Below are 13,998 nucleotides of genomic sequence, written 5' to 3' on the forward strand. Positions count from 1 at the left end.
AGCGGCGCTGACGGCTCGTCAGAACAGCTTTGAAAGGGAGGCAACATGCACGAGCGAATTTGGCTGAAAGCCGCGGCAGCCGCGGTGATCATCGGACTGGCTTTGTCGCCGGCCGCCGCGGAGGACTACAAGCTGGTCGAGCCGGGCAAGCTGACGATCGCGACGACGGCCGAGATGCCGGGCATCGTGCCGACGGAAAGCGGCCTCGCCGGCTATGACGGCGAGATTCTCGCGATCATCGCCGAGAAGCTCGGCCTGAAGCTCAACCCGGTGAAGATGGAATGGTCGGGCGTGATCGCCTCGGTGCAGGCCGGCCGGATGGATGTGCTCGGCGGCAATGTCGCCTGGACGGCGGAGCGCACCAAGATCCTGGCGCTCACCGACCCGACGCAATATTTCGCCAACGGCATCACCCACAAGCAGGGCGAGGCGATGTCGCATCTCGCCGATCTCGAAGGCAAGCGCGTCGCGACCATCACTGGCTTCTCCTTCATCCCCGAGCTGCAGAAGATCAAGGACATCCAGCTCTCCTTCTACGACACCTCGGATGCCGCCTTGCGCGACCTGCTCGCGGGCCGGGTCGATGCGGTGCTGGCCGATCCGCCGGTCATGGGCTACGCCATCGCCCAGAACCCGGACTGGAAGCTGGAGTTCACGCCCTTCGCCGACAACAACCCGGATTATCCGATGCTGACCGGCAAGGGCCGGCAATTCGTGCTGGGCCTCAACGCGGACAACAAGAAGCTGCGCGACGACATGAACGCCGTGCTGGCCGAGCTCTGGTCGAGCTGCAAGCTGAAGGAGATCGGCACCAAATACGGCATGAGCGACAACGTCTGGTTCCAGCCGGGTGCGGACAACCCGCGGGCCGGAGTCGATCGCCCGGCCGATTGGAAACAGCCGCACTGCCAGTAGTCCGTATCGCGTATAAATGAAGACGGGAAGGGCGCGCCGATCGGGGCGCGCTCTTCCCGGAGAATCAGAAAATGCCGGCACCGCTCCTCCGCGTCACCGACCTGCACAAATCCTTCGGCGCCCTTGAAGTCCTGAAAGGCGTTTCCTTCGAAGTCTCTGCCCGGGAGAAGCTTGCGATCATCGGGCCGAGCGGCTCGGGAAAATCGACCTGTCTCCGCGCCATCAACTATCTCGAGCGGCCGAGCCGTGGCAGCATCGAGCTGGACGGTGTCAGGGTGGGGCAGTCGGCGCGCGCCGACGGCAGCCTCAAGGATATGAGCGACTACCAGCTGGCGCGGCAACGCACGCAGATGGGCATGGTGTTCCAGCTGTTTCACCTTTGGCCGCATCTAACGGTCCGGGACAATGTGGCGCTGCAGCCGAGAAAGGTCGGCGGCCTCTCGAAAGCCGAGGCCTATGCCCTGGCCGACGAGGTCCTCGGCAAGGTCCATATGTCGGCCAAGGCCGACGAATATCCCGATCGCCTCTCCGGCGGCCAGCAGCAGCGGGTCGCGATCGCCCGGGCGCTGGCCCAGAAGCCGCAGCTCCTGCTGTTCGACGAGCCGACCTCGGCGCTGGATCCCGAGCTGGTCGGCGAGGTGCTGACCGTGATCCGCGAGCTGGCCGATGAAGGGAGATCCATGGTGCTGGTGACCCATGAGATCAACTTCGCGCGCGAAGTCGCCGACCGGGTCATATTCATGGACGGCGGCGTCATCGTCGAGGAAGGCCAGCCGAAGGACATCCTGGCAAGGCCGCAAACCGCCAGGCTGCAGCAGTTCCTGCGCCAGATGCACGGATAGGCCCGGGTGATCAACGCACCGCATTCCGTCCTCGGCCTGCTGGAGCCGCTGGCTCTGGCGCTCGTCAACACGGTCCTGATCTCCGCCGGCGCCTTCGTCGTCGCGGTCGTCCTGGGCCTGGCACTGGCGAGTCTCCGGCACCTCACCGGCGCGCGCGCCTTGCGGCTCGGCATCCAGGTCTATGTCGAGATCTTCCGCAACGTGCCGAGCCTCACCCATCTCTTCATCCTCTATTACGGCCTGGCCTATGCCGGGCTGCGGCTGGGATCCATGACGGCGGCGATCCTGGGACTGGGGCTGATCGGCTCGGCCAGCCTCAGCGAGGTATTTCGCGCCGGGCTGCAATCGGTGCCGCTGGGGCAGGTCGAAGCCGGGCTCGCACAGGGCATGAACCCGCTGAAGGCGTTCCGGCTGATCGTGCTGCCGCAGGCCTGGCGCGTCGCCCTGCCGCCGATCGGGAATTACGGCGTGCAGCTGATCAAGGATACCTCCCTGGTCGCGGCTATCGGCGCGCCCGAAATCATGTTCACGGCGCGCAACCTGGTCGTGAACTCGTTCGAGACCACGCTGGTCTACGTGCTGACGGCGGCACTCTACGTCGCGATCTGCATGCCGCTCATCCTGCTGATTCAGGGCGTCGAGCGCCGCCTCGCGGTGTCGCGATGATCGGTTTCCTGACGACGCTCCTGGAGAACGCGCCGGGTTGGCTGGAGCGGCTGCGCCCGGCCCTGTTCATGACCCTGGCGGTGACCGCGGCGAGCTTCGTCGCGGCTTCGCTGCTGGCGATCGGGCTCGAGCTGGCGCGGCAGAGCCGCACCAAGGCCGCGCGCTGGGCGGCGCGGGCCTGCATCGACTTCGTCCGCTGCGTCCCGATCCTGGCCATCCTCTACCTGCTCTATTTCGGGCTCCCGGGCATCGGCATCGCCTTCTCGTCCTTCGTGGCGGGGACGATCGGCCTCGCTTTGGTTTACAGCACCTATATCGCCGAGGTCCTGCGCGGCGGCGTTTCGGCGATTCACCGCGGACAGCGCGAGGCGGCGATCGCCGCCGGCCTCACGCCGCTCATGACGTTCCGCTACATTGTGCTGCCGCAGGCGCTGCGGGTCATGGCGGCGCCGCTGCTGGTGACCTTCATCTCGCTGCTCAAGGATTCGTCGATCTGCGCGCTCATCGCCGTCAACGAGCTGATGCTGACCTCGAAAGTCATCATGTCCGAGACCTTCATGCCGCTGCATGTGTTCGTCCTGGTCGGCGCCATCTATTTCGCCGTCGCCTGGCCGATGTCGCTGCTCGCGCGTTGGATCGAGCGCCGTCTGGCGCGCGCCAGCCGGTCGGCTGCGATCCCATGACCCTGCCAGGCATGCCCCTGCCGATCATCACCCTACGCGGCGCGCCCTTCGACCGCGGCTTCCAGCATGGCGCGCAGTTCCGACACGAAGTCGCCGCGGCCGTTGCGAAGATGAAGGCGGGGCAAGGCGAAGCCCGGACGCGCCGAGCCGCGGGCCTTGCCCTCGACGCCTGGCCTCGCATCAAGGCCGAGGCGCCGGCGCCCGCCGCCGAACTCGAGGGGCTCGCCGCCGGTGCCGGGCTCGATCTGGTCGACATCCTGCTGCACAGCGGATTCGAGTTCTTCGGGGACGGATCCAGGACCGGCTGCTCGGCGATTGCTGCGGCAGGCCCGCGCGCTGCCTTGGTGGCGCAGAACTGGGACGCGGCACCCGAGGTCGCGCCGGAGCTTGCGCTGTTTCTCCATATCGGTCCCGCGGGATTTGAGCAGGCGATTGTCGGCTCCTTGGGGGGCCTCGGCTGGGTCGGTTGCAATCGGCACGGCCTCGCTTTCGTGAACAACGACCTGGTCCTGTCATCGACCGGACCGGGCCTGCCGAGCCAAGTCGTCCGCCGGCTCATCCTCGAACAGGAGACGGTCGGCGCCGCCGCGGAACGTCTGCGAGGGCTGCGGCATATGGCCGGCCGTTCGTATCTGCTGGGCGACGCCGCCGGCGCCGTGGCGGGGATCGAAGTCTCTGCGCGGGAAGGGGCTTGCATCCTCCAGACTGTCGGCCCGGTGCTGCACGCCAATCATGCACTCAATGCCGGGATCGCGGCGGATCAATCGGAAGCGGCGTTGCAGCGGACCTATCCGTCGAGCCGTCATCGACAGGCGATCCTGGAGCGCAAGGCGCCGGCGCAAGCCAGCGTCCGGTCCATCGCGGCGCTGCTCTCCGATCGGGAAGGCGCGCCGGAGGCCGTCGCCAGGACGGCGGTGACGGAAGAGCCGACGGTCACCCTCTTCTCCGTGATCTTCGATTGCGCGGCGCGCAGTCTTCACTTATGTGCCGGCGCGCCGACCGACGCAGACTCCTATCAGCCCGTCACATGGTAGGTCCGCGCGTCGATCCGCTCCTGCATGCCGGCGCGCTGCCGAAGGACTGCGATGTCGTGGTGATCGGCGGCGGCATCATCGGCGCCAGCACGGCGTTGACCTTGGCCGAGCGCGGCGTTTCGGTGGCGCTCTGCGAGAAGGGTCAGGTCGGCGCCGAGCAGTCGAGCCGGAACTGGGGCTGGTGCCGCAAGATGGGCCGCGATCCGGCGGAGATTCCGCTCGCCATCGAGAGCCTGCGGCTTTGGGAGCGGATCAACGCGCGTACCGGCGCCGAAACCGGATTCCGGCAGACCGGCATCCTCTACCTCTGCGACCGCGCGCGCGACGTCGAGAAGCACGAGGCCTGGCTCGCCGCGGCGCGGGATTTCCAGGTCGACAGCCGCGTGATCGCTTCGCGCGAAATCGACCACCTGCTGCCCGGCTCTGCAAGGCGATGGGCCGGCGCGCTCTACACGCCCAGCGACGGCGTGGCGGAACCGGAGCAGGCGACAACCGCCATCGCAAATGCGGCGCTGCGACAGGGCGCCGCCATCATCGAGCGATGCGCCGTCCGCGGCATCGAGACCGAGGCTGGAGCCATCTCGGGAGTGGTGACCGAGCGGGGACGGGTCCGCTGCAGCCGGGTGGTGCTGGCCGGCGGCGCCTGGAGCAGCCTGTTCTGCGGCAATCTCGGCATCCGCTTTCCGCAGCTGAAGATCCTGGGCTCGGTGATGCGGACGGCGCCCTTCACCGGCCCGGGGCCGGCGGTTGGCGCCGACCGCTTCGCCTTTCGCAAGCGCGCGGATGGCGGCTACACCCTGGCGCAGCGCAACGCCAACCTCGCGCATATCGTGCCGGACAGCTTTCGCTTCTTCGCCGATTTCCTACCGAGCCTGGTCAAGCAATGGCACGAACTCCGGCTGCGGGTCGGGCGGCGCTTCATCGAGGAATGGCAGGTTCCCCGGCGCTGGCAACTGGATGGCGAGACGCCGTTCGAGCAGGTGCGCGTGCTCGATCCGCAGCCTTCGCGGCAGGTGCTCCGGCAAGGGTTCCGCAACCTCACGCGCGCCTTCCCGCAATTCGCGGCGGCGAAGGTCATCGACAGCTGGGCAGGCTTGATCGACGTGACTCCGGATGCCGTCCCGGTGATCTCCGCTGTCGATTCCCTGCCGGGCTTCTACATCGCCAGCGGATTCTCCGGTCACGGCTTTGGGATCGGACCGGCGGCCGGCCACCTGATGGCGGACCTGGTGATGGGCGAAACGCCGATCGTCGATCCCCGGCCCTACAGATTCGAACGCCTGGGGTCGACCGCTGGGAGTGCACGTAACGTCGTTTGACCTTGCCCCCGTCTTGAGCTCTGTTGCTCTCCGCAATCCGCCGGATCGGAGAGAGAAGATGATCGAACGCCACGGGCTCAAGGTCGACGAACGCCTCGACGATTTCATCACGCGCGAGGCCCTGCCTGATACCGGTATCAAGCCGGAAGCCTTCTGGCAGGGCTTTGCCGGCTTGGTCCGGGAGCTGGCGCCGAAGAACCGGGCGCTGCTGGAAAAGCGCGACCGGCTGCAGGCCCGGATCGATGCCTGGTGGAAGGCGCATCCGGAAGCGAGCATTGCCGCGCAGAAGGATTTCCTGACCGAGATCGGCTACCTGCTGCCGGAGGGCCCGGATCTCCAGATCGAGACCGCGGGGATCGATCCCGAGATCGCGACCATCGCCGGGCCGCAGCTGGTCGTGCCGATCACCAATGCGCGCTATGCGCTGAACGCCGCCAATGCGCGTTGGGGCAGCGTCTATGATTGTTTCTACGGCACCGACGTCATGGGCCTGCCGATCCCGGCGGGCGGCTATGACCGCGGGCGCGGCGCCCGGGTGGTGGCGCGCACGCGCGTCTTCCTGGACGAGTCGTTCCCGATCGAAGGCACCAGCCATGCCGATGTGCGTCGCTATACGGTGAAGGACGGTGCGCTGCTGGTGGACGACCTGCCGCTGCAGCAGCCGGAGAAGTTCGTGGGCTTCCGCGGCAATCCCAAGGCGCCGGATTCGGTCCTGCTGAAGAACAACGGTTTGCATGTCGAGTTGGTGTTCGACCGGGCCCATCCGATCGGCAGCCGCGACCAGGCCTTGCTGGCCGACGTGGTGCTCGAGAGCGCGGTCTCGGCGATCATGGACTGCGAGGACTCGGTCGCCTGCGTCGATGCCGAGGACAAGGTTCTCGCCTACCGGAACTGGCTCGGCCTGATGAAGGGCGACCTCGCGACCGAAGTCGCGAAAGGCGAGAAGAGCTTCACGCGGCGCCTCAACCCGGACCGCGGCTTCACCCGGCCTGACGGCGGCGAGCTCAAGCTCAAGGGCCGTGCCCTGCTGCTGGTGCGCAATGTCGGCCATCTCATGACCACGCCGGCGATTCACGATGCCGAAGGGAAGGAAATTCCCGAGGGCCTGATGGACGCGATGATCACCACGCTGATTGCGCTCCACGATCTCCGGAAGAGCGGCGACGGCGCGCTACGCAACTCGACCGCAGGCTCGGTCTATGTGGTGAAGCCGAAGATGCACGGGCCGGAGGAGGTCGCCTTCGCCGACGAGACCTTCACCCAGGTGGAGCGCATCCTCGGCCTCAAGCAATACACCGTGAAGCTCGGCGTGATGGACGAGGAGCGCCGCACCTCGGTCAACCTGAAGGAATGCATCCGCGCGGCCAAGCACCGCATCGCCTTCATCAACACCGGATTTCTCGACCGCACCGGCGACGAGATCCACACCTCGATGGAAGCGGGGCCGTTCTCGCGCAAGGACTTCATCAAGCGCAAGGGCTGGATCACCGCCTACGAGAACCGCAATGTCGATATCGGCCTGGAATGCGGCCTCTCCGGGAAGGCGCAGATCGGCAAGGGGATGTGGGCGGCGCCCGACCTGATGGCGGCGATGCTCGAGCAAAAGATCGAGCATCCCAAGGCCGGCGCCAATTGCGCCTGGGTGCCCTCGCCGACCGCGGCGACGCTGCACGCGCTGCATTACCACAAGGTCGATGTCTTCGCGGTGCAGGCGAAGCACGCATCCGGCGGGCGGAGGGCGCATGTCGACGCGGTGCTCGACGTCCCGGTCGCCTCGTTCCGCAAATGGAGCGAAGCGCAGATCCTGCGCGAGGTCGAGAACAACGCCCAGGGCATCCTCGGCTATGTGGTGCGCTGGATCGACCAGGGCATCGGCTGCTCCAAGGTGCCGGACATCAACAATGTCGGCCTGATGGAAGACCGCGCCACCCTGCGAATCTCCTCGCAGCATATCGCGAACTGGCTGCATCACGGCATCTGCAGCAAGGACCAGGTCATGGCGGTGATGCAGCGGATGGCGGTGGTGGTGGATGGGCAGAATTCCGGCGATCCGCTTTACCGGCCGATGGCGCCCGACTTTGCGCTGTCGGCGGCCTTTCAGGCGGCCTGTGACCTCGTCTTCAAGGGGCGCGTGCAGCCCAACGGCTATACCGAGCCGCTGCTCCATGCCGCGCGACTGCGGGTCAAGGCGGGGAACTGAGGCGGCGTCACTCAGTCGTGCATGAAGCGGTTGATCGACAGCGCCGTGGGATAGGCGATGCCCAGTCCGATCAATGGGCCGGCCACGCTCAGAGCGTTGTGGAAAATCATCGCGGTGCCGATATTGACGCTGATCACCGCCACCGGAACCAGGCACAGCATCATGACACGGGTCGGTACGAAGAAGCCGACCAAGAAACCCGTCGCGAGGCCGATGAAGTAGCTCACGCGTTGATCCCCCTCAAATCATCTCGCGCTGCTTGATGGCGAGGTAGCGGTTGATGAGGTCGGTGCCGACCCGGTTGTAGGGTGCTTCCAGGCATTGCACGCCGAGGCGGCGCAGTTTCTCGAACACCACCAGGCGCTCCTTGCGGAGCTCGTCGGCGACGACCGAGCGGGCGACCGCTTCCATCGACCCGGAGATCGAATCCGGGGCGGCGTCGACGATGGCGCGGAACTCGGGGTCCTGCAGGGTGACGAACAGCACCAGATGCCGGCCGGAGAGGCGGCCCAGGTTCTCCACCATCAGCTCGGCGGTGACGGTGTCGACGAAATCGGTGAACAGCACGATCAGCGAGCGGCGCTGCAGCTGCTGGGAGAGCAGTGTGAGGCCGAGGGTGAAGTTGGTCTCGGCGGCGGCATAGTCGAGCTCGGCGGTCATGCGCTGCAGGCGCGGGAAGCGGTCCACGCCGCCCAGCGGCTCGGCGCGCAGCCGCACCCGGGCGTCGAAGCCGAACAGGCCGACTCGGTCGCCGCCTTTGAGCGAGGCATAGCTCAGCAGCAGCGCGGCGTTGATCGCGTGGTCCAGGCGCGGGATGCCGCCAATCGGCTCGCGCATCAGGTGGCCGGTATCGAGCGCCAAGATGATCTGGTGGTTGCGCTCGCTTCGGAATTCCTTGGAGACCAGACGGCGGTGGCGCGCCGAGTGCTTCCAGTCGATGCCGCGCCGGTCGAAGCCCGGCTGGTAGTCGCGCAAGGCGTCGAACTCCGAGCCGTCGCCCAACTGGCGCTGGTCCTTGATACCGAAGCTCGCATCCTGGCGCATCAGCGCGATCGCCGCGGCGCGCACGGCGCGGATGTTGGGCACGACCTTGAGCAGCGCGTCGAGCGGCTGCTTCACCTGGATGCGGATCAGCCCATAAGGACCGGTCCAGCGCAGCCAGAGCATGGTGAGCGGCACCGTGCCGCGGCGGCGCGGCAGCAGCGGGATCTCGGTGCGGATGGTCTGCCGGCCTTCGAGCGGGATCTGCAGCAGCGCCGGCATCTCGACCGTGGCGCCATGGTCGATCGTGGCCTCGATCAGGCGCGGGATCCGGCCGCCGTCCGGGGTGAGGTCGAGCGTCGCCGTTGCGGTCTCGCCCACGAACAGCATGTCCGGCGGATCGAAGGCGATGCCGAGCCGCCGGCGCGGCATGGCCAGCAGGAAGTCGCCGACCAGCGCCAGGATCACGACGCCGAGATAGGCCGGGCCGAGCAGCCAGAGTTTCGGCGTGAGCGCCGCCAGCAGCAGCGCCACCAGAGGTGCCGCCGCCACGAAGGCTATGCCGCGGCCGGTCGGGAAGATCACCGCCTGAACCTCACAGTCTGATTCTCATCGGGCTAATTATCATCGCGGCGCCGGCGTCGCGGTGATGATCTGGCCGATGATCTGGTCGAAGGTAAGGCCTTCGATCTCGGCGCCCGGGGAGAGCACGACACGGTGCCGCAGCACCGGGGTCGCGAGATGCTTCACGTCGTCGGGGATCACGTAGTCGCGGCCCTGGAGTGCGGCAAAGGCGCGCGAAGCCAGCGCCAGCATGCTGGCCGCGCGCGGCGATGCGCCGTATTGCAGCGAGGGATGCTCGCGGGTGGCGCGGATCAGATCGACGATATAAGCGACGATCTCGGCCGAAACCCGCACGCCCTCGATCGCGCGGCGGGCCTGCTCCAGGGCGGCGAGGTCGAAGACCGGCTGGATGCCGAGCGTCTCCAGCTTCGGCATGGCGCCGTGGGTCCCGTGGCGGGTGACGATGGCGAGCTCTTCCTCGCGGGCGGGATAGCCGATCAGATGCTTGAACAGGAAGCGGTCGAGCTGCGCTTCCGGCAAAGGATAGGTGCCCTGCTGCTCGATCGGGTTCTGGGTTGCGATCACCATGAATCCGGCGCCGAGGTCGTGGGTGGTGTTGTCGATCGTCACCTGCCGCTCCTGCATCGCCTGGAGCAAGGCCGCCTGGGTCTTCGGCGGGGTGCGGTTGATCTCGTCGGCCAGCAGCACCTGGGTGAAGATCGGGCCCCGCACCAACTGGAAGGTGTTGCTCTGGAAGTTGAAGAGATTGGTGCCGATCACGTCGCCCGGCATCAGGTCCGGGGTGAACTGGATGCGGCCGAACTTCAAGTTCATCGCCGCGGCGAAGGCTCGGACCAGCAGGGTCTTCGCCGTGCCCGGCGCGCCTTCCAGCAGGATATGCCCGTCGGAGAAGAGGGCGACCAGCAGCAAGTCGAGCGCGTCGTCCTGGCCGACGACCGCTTTCGCCACTTCGGCGCGCAGCCGGTCAGCGCTGGCCCTGAGCTCCGTCAACTGTGACGCCGCGGGCGAAACGTCTCCCGCGGGGGACGACGACGGTTCCATGCACAATCTCCTGTTTCCAGCGATAGAGTTCGTGGGCGAAGCGCAAGGCGCGCGTGGCGTCGATGCGCCCGGATTGCGAGATCCGCTCCAGGACGGGAGCGACGCGAAGATCGAGGCCGCGATGCGCGGCGGCGCGGTCGAGCCAGGCCGCCTGCGCCGCTTCGTCCAGGCCGTTGGGGCCGTGCAGCTCGTTCATCGCATCGGACAGCGCCAGGCGGCGGTAGCTTGAGAGCAGATTGCCGGCGCTGGTGCCGAATTGCAGCAGCTTGGCGGCGCTCTTCACCAGGGTGAGCTTGCCGGCGGCGAGGCCTTCGGTCTCGGGGTGCGGCGCGCCGAACCGCGCGATCCCGGCCCAGGCCAGCACGAAAGCGGTGACGATGATCGCGATCAGGATCGGCAGGAAGGGCGGGTTCAGCAGGGTGCGCATCAGGTTCGGCCGCTGCTCGAAGCCATGCAGGGTCTCGTCGAAGATGACGGTGCCGCCCTTCGGCAGCAGCGCATCGATCACCGAGATCGCGACCACGCCGTTGTCCATCTCGTCGATCCCGGCATTCGACAGCAGGTCGGGATCGCTCAGGATCCAGAGCGTGCCGGAACCGCTCTTCACCGCGCCGAGCAGGATCTTGCCGGCGTTGGTGAGGATCGGCTCGATCGGCACCGAGCCGGCCAGGATGTATTGTGGATCGGCAAGGCTTATGGTGCCGCCGAAATGCGGCGCGTCGATCTCCGCGCTGCCGGTGTCGCGCTGGATGACGGCGTCGCGCAGCACCGCGCGCAGCACCGATTTAGGCTCGTCCTCCGGCAGCAGGTCCATCCGGCCGACCCAGATCGGCTTCTTGAAGTCGGTGAACCCGGCCCATTTCGGCAGGACCAGCAAGGCCTGGGGCAGGTCGCGCAGCTTGCCGATCTGCGGCCCCGTCTCGGGACTGAAGTCCGGCTCGATCATCAGCAGCAGGCTGCCGGAGCCGGCCCGCTCGAGGCTCTGGAAGCGGCTGACCTGGACCGGGATGTCGAGGTTGCGCAAGGCGGCGGCAAAGGCACGGTGCCCGATCGCCGAGCGCGAGTAGACATTGTGCTGGTTGGTGAGGGGCTCGCCGTCGCCGTTGCCGAACATCTCCAGGTAGGTCGCGGTGAAGAAGGCCCCGACCCCGATCACGATCACCAGGATGAGGGTGATGAGCGGGAAGGGCCCGGCGGAACTGCCGCGCAGGCCGGGGCGTTTGGCGGCGGTGGCGGTCATGCGCTCGCCTCCGCCGCGGCGGCCAGCACGCGCCGCGAATGCTCGCGGCAGAGCGCATAGGTCGCGGCATTGGCGTCACGCATGCCAAAGAGGCTGATCTCGACTGCGGCCACCAGGGTGGCGAAGGCGGTGGAGCCCTCCTGCGAGAGCCTAGCGCGGCGCAGAATCTCGCGGCTGGTCAGCGACGCCTGGATGCCGTGCTCGATGCGGCTCCTCAGCCGCTCCTGCACCAGGAGCAGCAGGCGATGCACGGCCTCGGTGAAGGCGCCGGACTCCGCCAGCGCATCCACCTCATCGAAGGTGCGGTCGCGCTCCGGTTCCGGGCTGGCGAGGACGCTGGAGGTGGCGACCGGCGCAGCCGCCTTGGCGGCCGCGGTGTTGCGCGCGGCGTAGCGCTGTCCGGCGTAGCGCGCCAGGACGAAGACCAGCGCGACGGCGATCACGGCCAGGATGATGTAGGGCAGCCAGGCGAGGTTGAGCCACAGGCGCGACGGCGGCTCTTCGGGCCGCGGCACCGGCGGGTTGTGCTGGATGTCGGGTTGCTTCTCGATCTTCTCGAGCGAATCCCGCGCGCGATCGCGCTGGATCTGGTCGCTCTCGACAGCGGAATCGACGGCTTGCTGTGCGTCCTCGGCCGGCGCCGGCGACGCGGCGGTCAGCAGGACCGCGGCGAGCGCGCCGAACCAGATCGGCCGCCAGCCGGCGGGGAGGCGGTTCGGAAACGAGGACCCAGACTTCAATGCCATCGACACAAGCTCAGCCGCGCGGCCCCATGCCCGACAAGGGCGGCCGCGCGATCCAACCATGTTTCGCGCGGCGATGCCACCAGGAATGGTACACTAGGAATAGGTCGGGGGCCGACCTAGTATCGCGGCCCGGCGGCCTTCGCGGGAATCCGCGACTCGCGCCGCCGCCACGATTTCACAACACGAGCCGATCATGATTCCGGTCACCGCCACAATTTCCATCCGCGAGGACGAGATCGAGGAGACCTTCATCCGCGCGAGCGGCGCCGGCGGGCAGAACGTCAACAAGGTCTCGAGCGCGGTGCAGCTCCGCTTCGACGCCCGTCACTCGCCCTCGCTGCCGGAGCGGGTGAAGACCCGGCTCGAGGCGATCGCCGGGACGAAGATGACCAAGGACGGCGTCATCGTGCTGACCGCCGAGCGCTTCCGCACCCAGGAGGCCAACCGCAAGGACGCGGTCGACCGGCTGGTTGAGTTGCTGAAAAAGGCGGCGTTTCAGCCGAAGAAGCGCATCAAGACCAAGCCCGGCAAGGGTGCCAAGGAGCGGCGGCTGGAAGGCAAGGCCAAGCGCTCGGGGGTGAAGAAGCTGCGCGGCTCGAAGCCGCGGTTCGATGACTGAAGCGGGATATCACCCGAACCGGGCGCCGACGTCGAGGGTGCTTTCCCAGCCGAGGCGGTCGAAGTTCTCGGTGAGCCAGCGGTCGGCGGTCTCGTAGCCCAGGCGGTGCAGGTGCTCGAGGAAGGCGCGCTCGGTGTTCATCTTCGAGAGGGCGCCCATCTCGGCCAGCTCGATCTCGGCGCCGATCTCGTGGAAGCGGACCGCGACATAGCGGTCGTCGTTCAATTTGCCGCTTTCCACCAGCTGGGTGATCGCGGTGATACCGGCCATCTCGCGCACCAGGCTGGCGTTGAAGGTCATCTCGTTGATGCGGTTCAGGATGTCGCGCGCGGTCTCGGGCACGTCAGGCCGGTTCATCGGATTGATCTGCACGATGACGACATCGCTGCTGGCGCATTCGTTGATCAGCGGATAGATCGCCGGATTGCCGAGATAGCCGCCGTCCCAATAGAACTCGCCCTCGATCTCGACCGCTTCGAACAGCAGCGGCAGGCAGGCCGAGGCGAGCAGGGTCTTGGCGGTGAGCTCCGGGGTGCGAAACAGGCGCGACTTGCAGGTGCGGACGTTGGAGGCGGTGACGAAGACCTTCACCTCCGGATGCGCCCGCAGGTTCTCGAAATCGACCAGGTCCTCGAGGATGTCGCCGAGCGGGTTGAGCTGCATCGGGTTGAACTGCTTCGGCGACCAGAGCCGGGTCATGAAATCGACCATCATGAAGGTCGGGTCGCCGTCCACTGCCCAGCCCTCGGACATGCCGGGGATGCCGCGCGGAAAGGTGCGCGGGATCGGGCAAAGCTCGGCGACGCGATTCCAGAAGGCCTCCAGCGCATCGATGGCGCCCTGGCGCTTGCCCTTGAGGAAGCCGTCGACGAAGACCGCGGCGTTCATGGCGCCCGCGCTGGTGCCGCTGATGCCGTCGATGTAGATCCGGGGCTCGCTCATCAGCCGGTGCATGACGCCCCAGGTGAAGGCGCCGTGCGAGCCGCCGCCCTGCAGCGCCAGGCTGATATGCTTCACCCCCGGACGCGACGCGCGCGGCGCCTGGTCCTGCGGCTGATGCGGCGCGGTGGGGCTCAATCCGTCCAAGCGGCGACCTGCTGGTGGCGAAGATCGGCCATTGTCGCCGA

At 67.3% G+C, this 13,998-nt stretch carries 14 protein-coding genes; 8 read left to right on the forward strand and 6 right to left on the reverse strand.

What is annotated here, in order from left to right:
• Positions 1-45 precede the first annotated feature (45 nt).
• The 7 genes from ACH2CY_RS13215 to ACH2CY_RS13245 all read left to right on the forward strand — a co-directional run bounded on the left by ACH2CY_RS13215 (position 46) and on the right by ACH2CY_RS13245 (position 7,659).
• Positions 46-915, forward strand: a complete 870-nt coding sequence (locus ACH2CY_RS13215; protein ID WP_395019722.1) for a substrate-binding periplasmic protein — start codon at positions 46-48, stop codon at positions 913-915.
• Positions 916-986: 71 nt separating this feature from the next.
• Positions 987-1,757 carry an amino acid ABC transporter ATP-binding protein gene (locus ACH2CY_RS13220; RefSeq protein WP_395019723.1) on the forward strand — a complete coding sequence of 257 codons (771 nt, stop codon included), beginning with the start codon at positions 987-989 and terminating at the stop codon, positions 1,755-1,757.
• A gap of 6 nt (positions 1,758-1,763) precedes the next feature.
• Entirely contained in the window at positions 1,764-2,423 is a 660-nt protein-coding gene (locus ACH2CY_RS13225) for an amino acid ABC transporter permease (protein WP_395019724.1), read from the forward strand.
• Complete coding sequence (locus tag ACH2CY_RS13230) at positions 2,420-3,106, forward strand: amino acid ABC transporter permease (protein ID WP_395019725.1); 687 nt, start codon at positions 2,420-2,422, stop codon at positions 3,104-3,106. Before ACH2CY_RS13225 ends, ACH2CY_RS13230 begins: the two co-directional genes overlap by 4 nt.
• Positions 3,103-4,140 (forward strand): C45 family autoproteolytic acyltransferase/hydolase, encoded by a 1,038-nt coding sequence (locus tag ACH2CY_RS13235; protein WP_395019726.1) that lies wholly within the window; start codon positions 3,103-3,105, stop codon positions 4,138-4,140. The genes ACH2CY_RS13230 and ACH2CY_RS13235 overlap by 4 nt, the downstream gene beginning before the upstream one ends.
• Positions 4,134-5,459, forward strand: a complete 1,326-nt coding sequence (locus tag ACH2CY_RS13240) for an NAD(P)/FAD-dependent oxidoreductase (RefSeq protein WP_395019727.1) — start codon at positions 4,134-4,136, stop codon at positions 5,457-5,459. The genes ACH2CY_RS13235 and ACH2CY_RS13240 overlap by 7 nt, the downstream gene beginning before the upstream one ends.
• 58 nt (positions 5,460-5,517) lie before the next feature.
• Positions 5,518-7,659, forward strand: a complete 2,142-nt coding sequence (locus tag ACH2CY_RS13245) for a malate synthase G (protein ID WP_395019728.1) — start codon at positions 5,518-5,520, stop codon at positions 7,657-7,659.
• Between the two features lie 11 nt (positions 7,660-7,670).
• Here ACH2CY_RS13245 and ACH2CY_RS13250 read toward each other — a convergent pair whose 3' ends face one another.
• The 5 genes from ACH2CY_RS13250 to ACH2CY_RS13270 are packed head-to-tail and all read right to left on the reverse strand — an operon-like array spanning position 7,671 to position 12,252.
• A complete protein-coding gene (locus ACH2CY_RS13250; protein ID WP_395019729.1) occupies positions 7,671-7,886 on the reverse strand; it encodes a hypothetical protein in 216 nt (71 codons plus the stop codon).
• A gap of 13 nt (positions 7,887-7,899) precedes the next feature.
• Positions 7,900-9,225, reverse strand: coding sequence for a DUF58 domain-containing protein (locus ACH2CY_RS13255; protein ID WP_395019730.1), 1,326 nt, complete (start codon positions 9,223-9,225; stop codon positions 7,900-7,902).
• A gap of 39 nt (positions 9,226-9,264) precedes the next feature.
• Complete coding sequence (locus ACH2CY_RS13260; RefSeq protein ID WP_395019731.1) at positions 9,265-10,215, reverse strand: AAA family ATPase; 951 nt, start codon at positions 10,213-10,215, stop codon at positions 9,265-9,267.
• Positions 10,190-11,506, reverse strand: a complete 1,317-nt coding sequence (locus ACH2CY_RS13265) for a DUF4350 domain-containing protein (RefSeq protein ID WP_395019732.1) — start codon at positions 11,504-11,506, stop codon at positions 10,190-10,192. Before ACH2CY_RS13265 ends, ACH2CY_RS13260 begins: the two co-directional genes overlap by 26 nt.
• Positions 11,503-12,252, reverse strand: coding sequence for a DUF4129 domain-containing protein (locus ACH2CY_RS13270; protein WP_395019733.1), 750 nt, complete (start codon positions 12,250-12,252; stop codon positions 11,503-11,505). The genes ACH2CY_RS13265 and ACH2CY_RS13270 overlap by 4 nt, the downstream gene beginning before the upstream one ends.
• A gap of 193 nt (positions 12,253-12,445) precedes the next feature.
• On the opposite strand from ACH2CY_RS13270, the gene arfB reads away from it, so the two are divergent.
• Positions 12,446-12,871 carry an alternative ribosome rescue aminoacyl-tRNA hydrolase ArfB gene (gene arfB, locus ACH2CY_RS13275; RefSeq protein ID WP_395019734.1) on the forward strand — a complete coding sequence of 142 codons (426 nt, stop codon included), beginning with the start codon at positions 12,446-12,448 and terminating at the stop codon, positions 12,869-12,871.
• A 9-nt stretch (positions 12,872-12,880) separates the two neighbouring features.
• On the opposite strand, the gene ACH2CY_RS13280 is transcribed toward arfB, so the two are convergent.
• On the reverse strand, positions 12,881-13,957 hold the full coding sequence (locus ACH2CY_RS13280; protein ID WP_395019735.1) for a patatin-like phospholipase family protein: 1,077 nt from the start codon (positions 13,955-13,957) through the stop codon (positions 12,881-12,883).
• Positions 13,958-13,998 lie beyond the last annotated feature (41 nt).

This window comes from Dongia sp., assembly GCF_041905885.1.
GTDB lineage: Bacteria > Pseudomonadota > Alphaproteobacteria > Dongiales > Dongiaceae > Dongia.

Bases quoted from the DNA above. Each gene is read 5' to 3' on its own strand.
- ACH2CY_RS13215 (WP_395019722.1), top strand. From the start codon at position 46: ATGCACGAGCGAATTTGGCTGAAAGCCGCGGCAGCCGCGGTGATCATC.
- ACH2CY_RS13220 (WP_395019723.1), top strand. From the start codon at position 987: ATGCCGGCACCGCTCCTCCGCGTCACCGACCTGCACAAATCCTTCGGC.
- ACH2CY_RS13230 (WP_395019725.1), top strand. From the start codon at position 2,420: ATGATCGGTTTCCTGACGACGCTCCTGGAGAACGCGCCGGGTTGGCTG.
- ACH2CY_RS13235 (WP_395019726.1), top strand. From the start codon at position 3,103: ATGACCCTGCCAGGCATGCCCCTGCCGATCATCACCCTACGCGGCGCG.
- ACH2CY_RS13240 (WP_395019727.1), top strand. From the start codon at position 4,134: ATGGTAGGTCCGCGCGTCGATCCGCTCCTGCATGCCGGCGCGCTGCCG.
- ACH2CY_RS13245 (WP_395019728.1), top strand. From the start codon at position 5,518: ATGATCGAACGCCACGGGCTCAAGGTCGACGAACGCCTCGACGATTTC.
- ACH2CY_RS13265 (WP_395019732.1), bottom strand. From the start codon at position 11,506: ATGACCGCCACCGCCGCCAAACGCCCCGGCCTGCGCGGCAGTTCCGCC.
- ACH2CY_RS13270 (WP_395019733.1), bottom strand. From the start codon at position 12,252: ATGGCATTGAAGTCTGGGTCCTCGTTTCCGAACCGCCTCCCCGCCGGC.
- arfB (WP_395019734.1), top strand. From the start codon at position 12,446: ATGATTCCGGTCACCGCCACAATTTCCATCCGCGAGGACGAGATCGAG.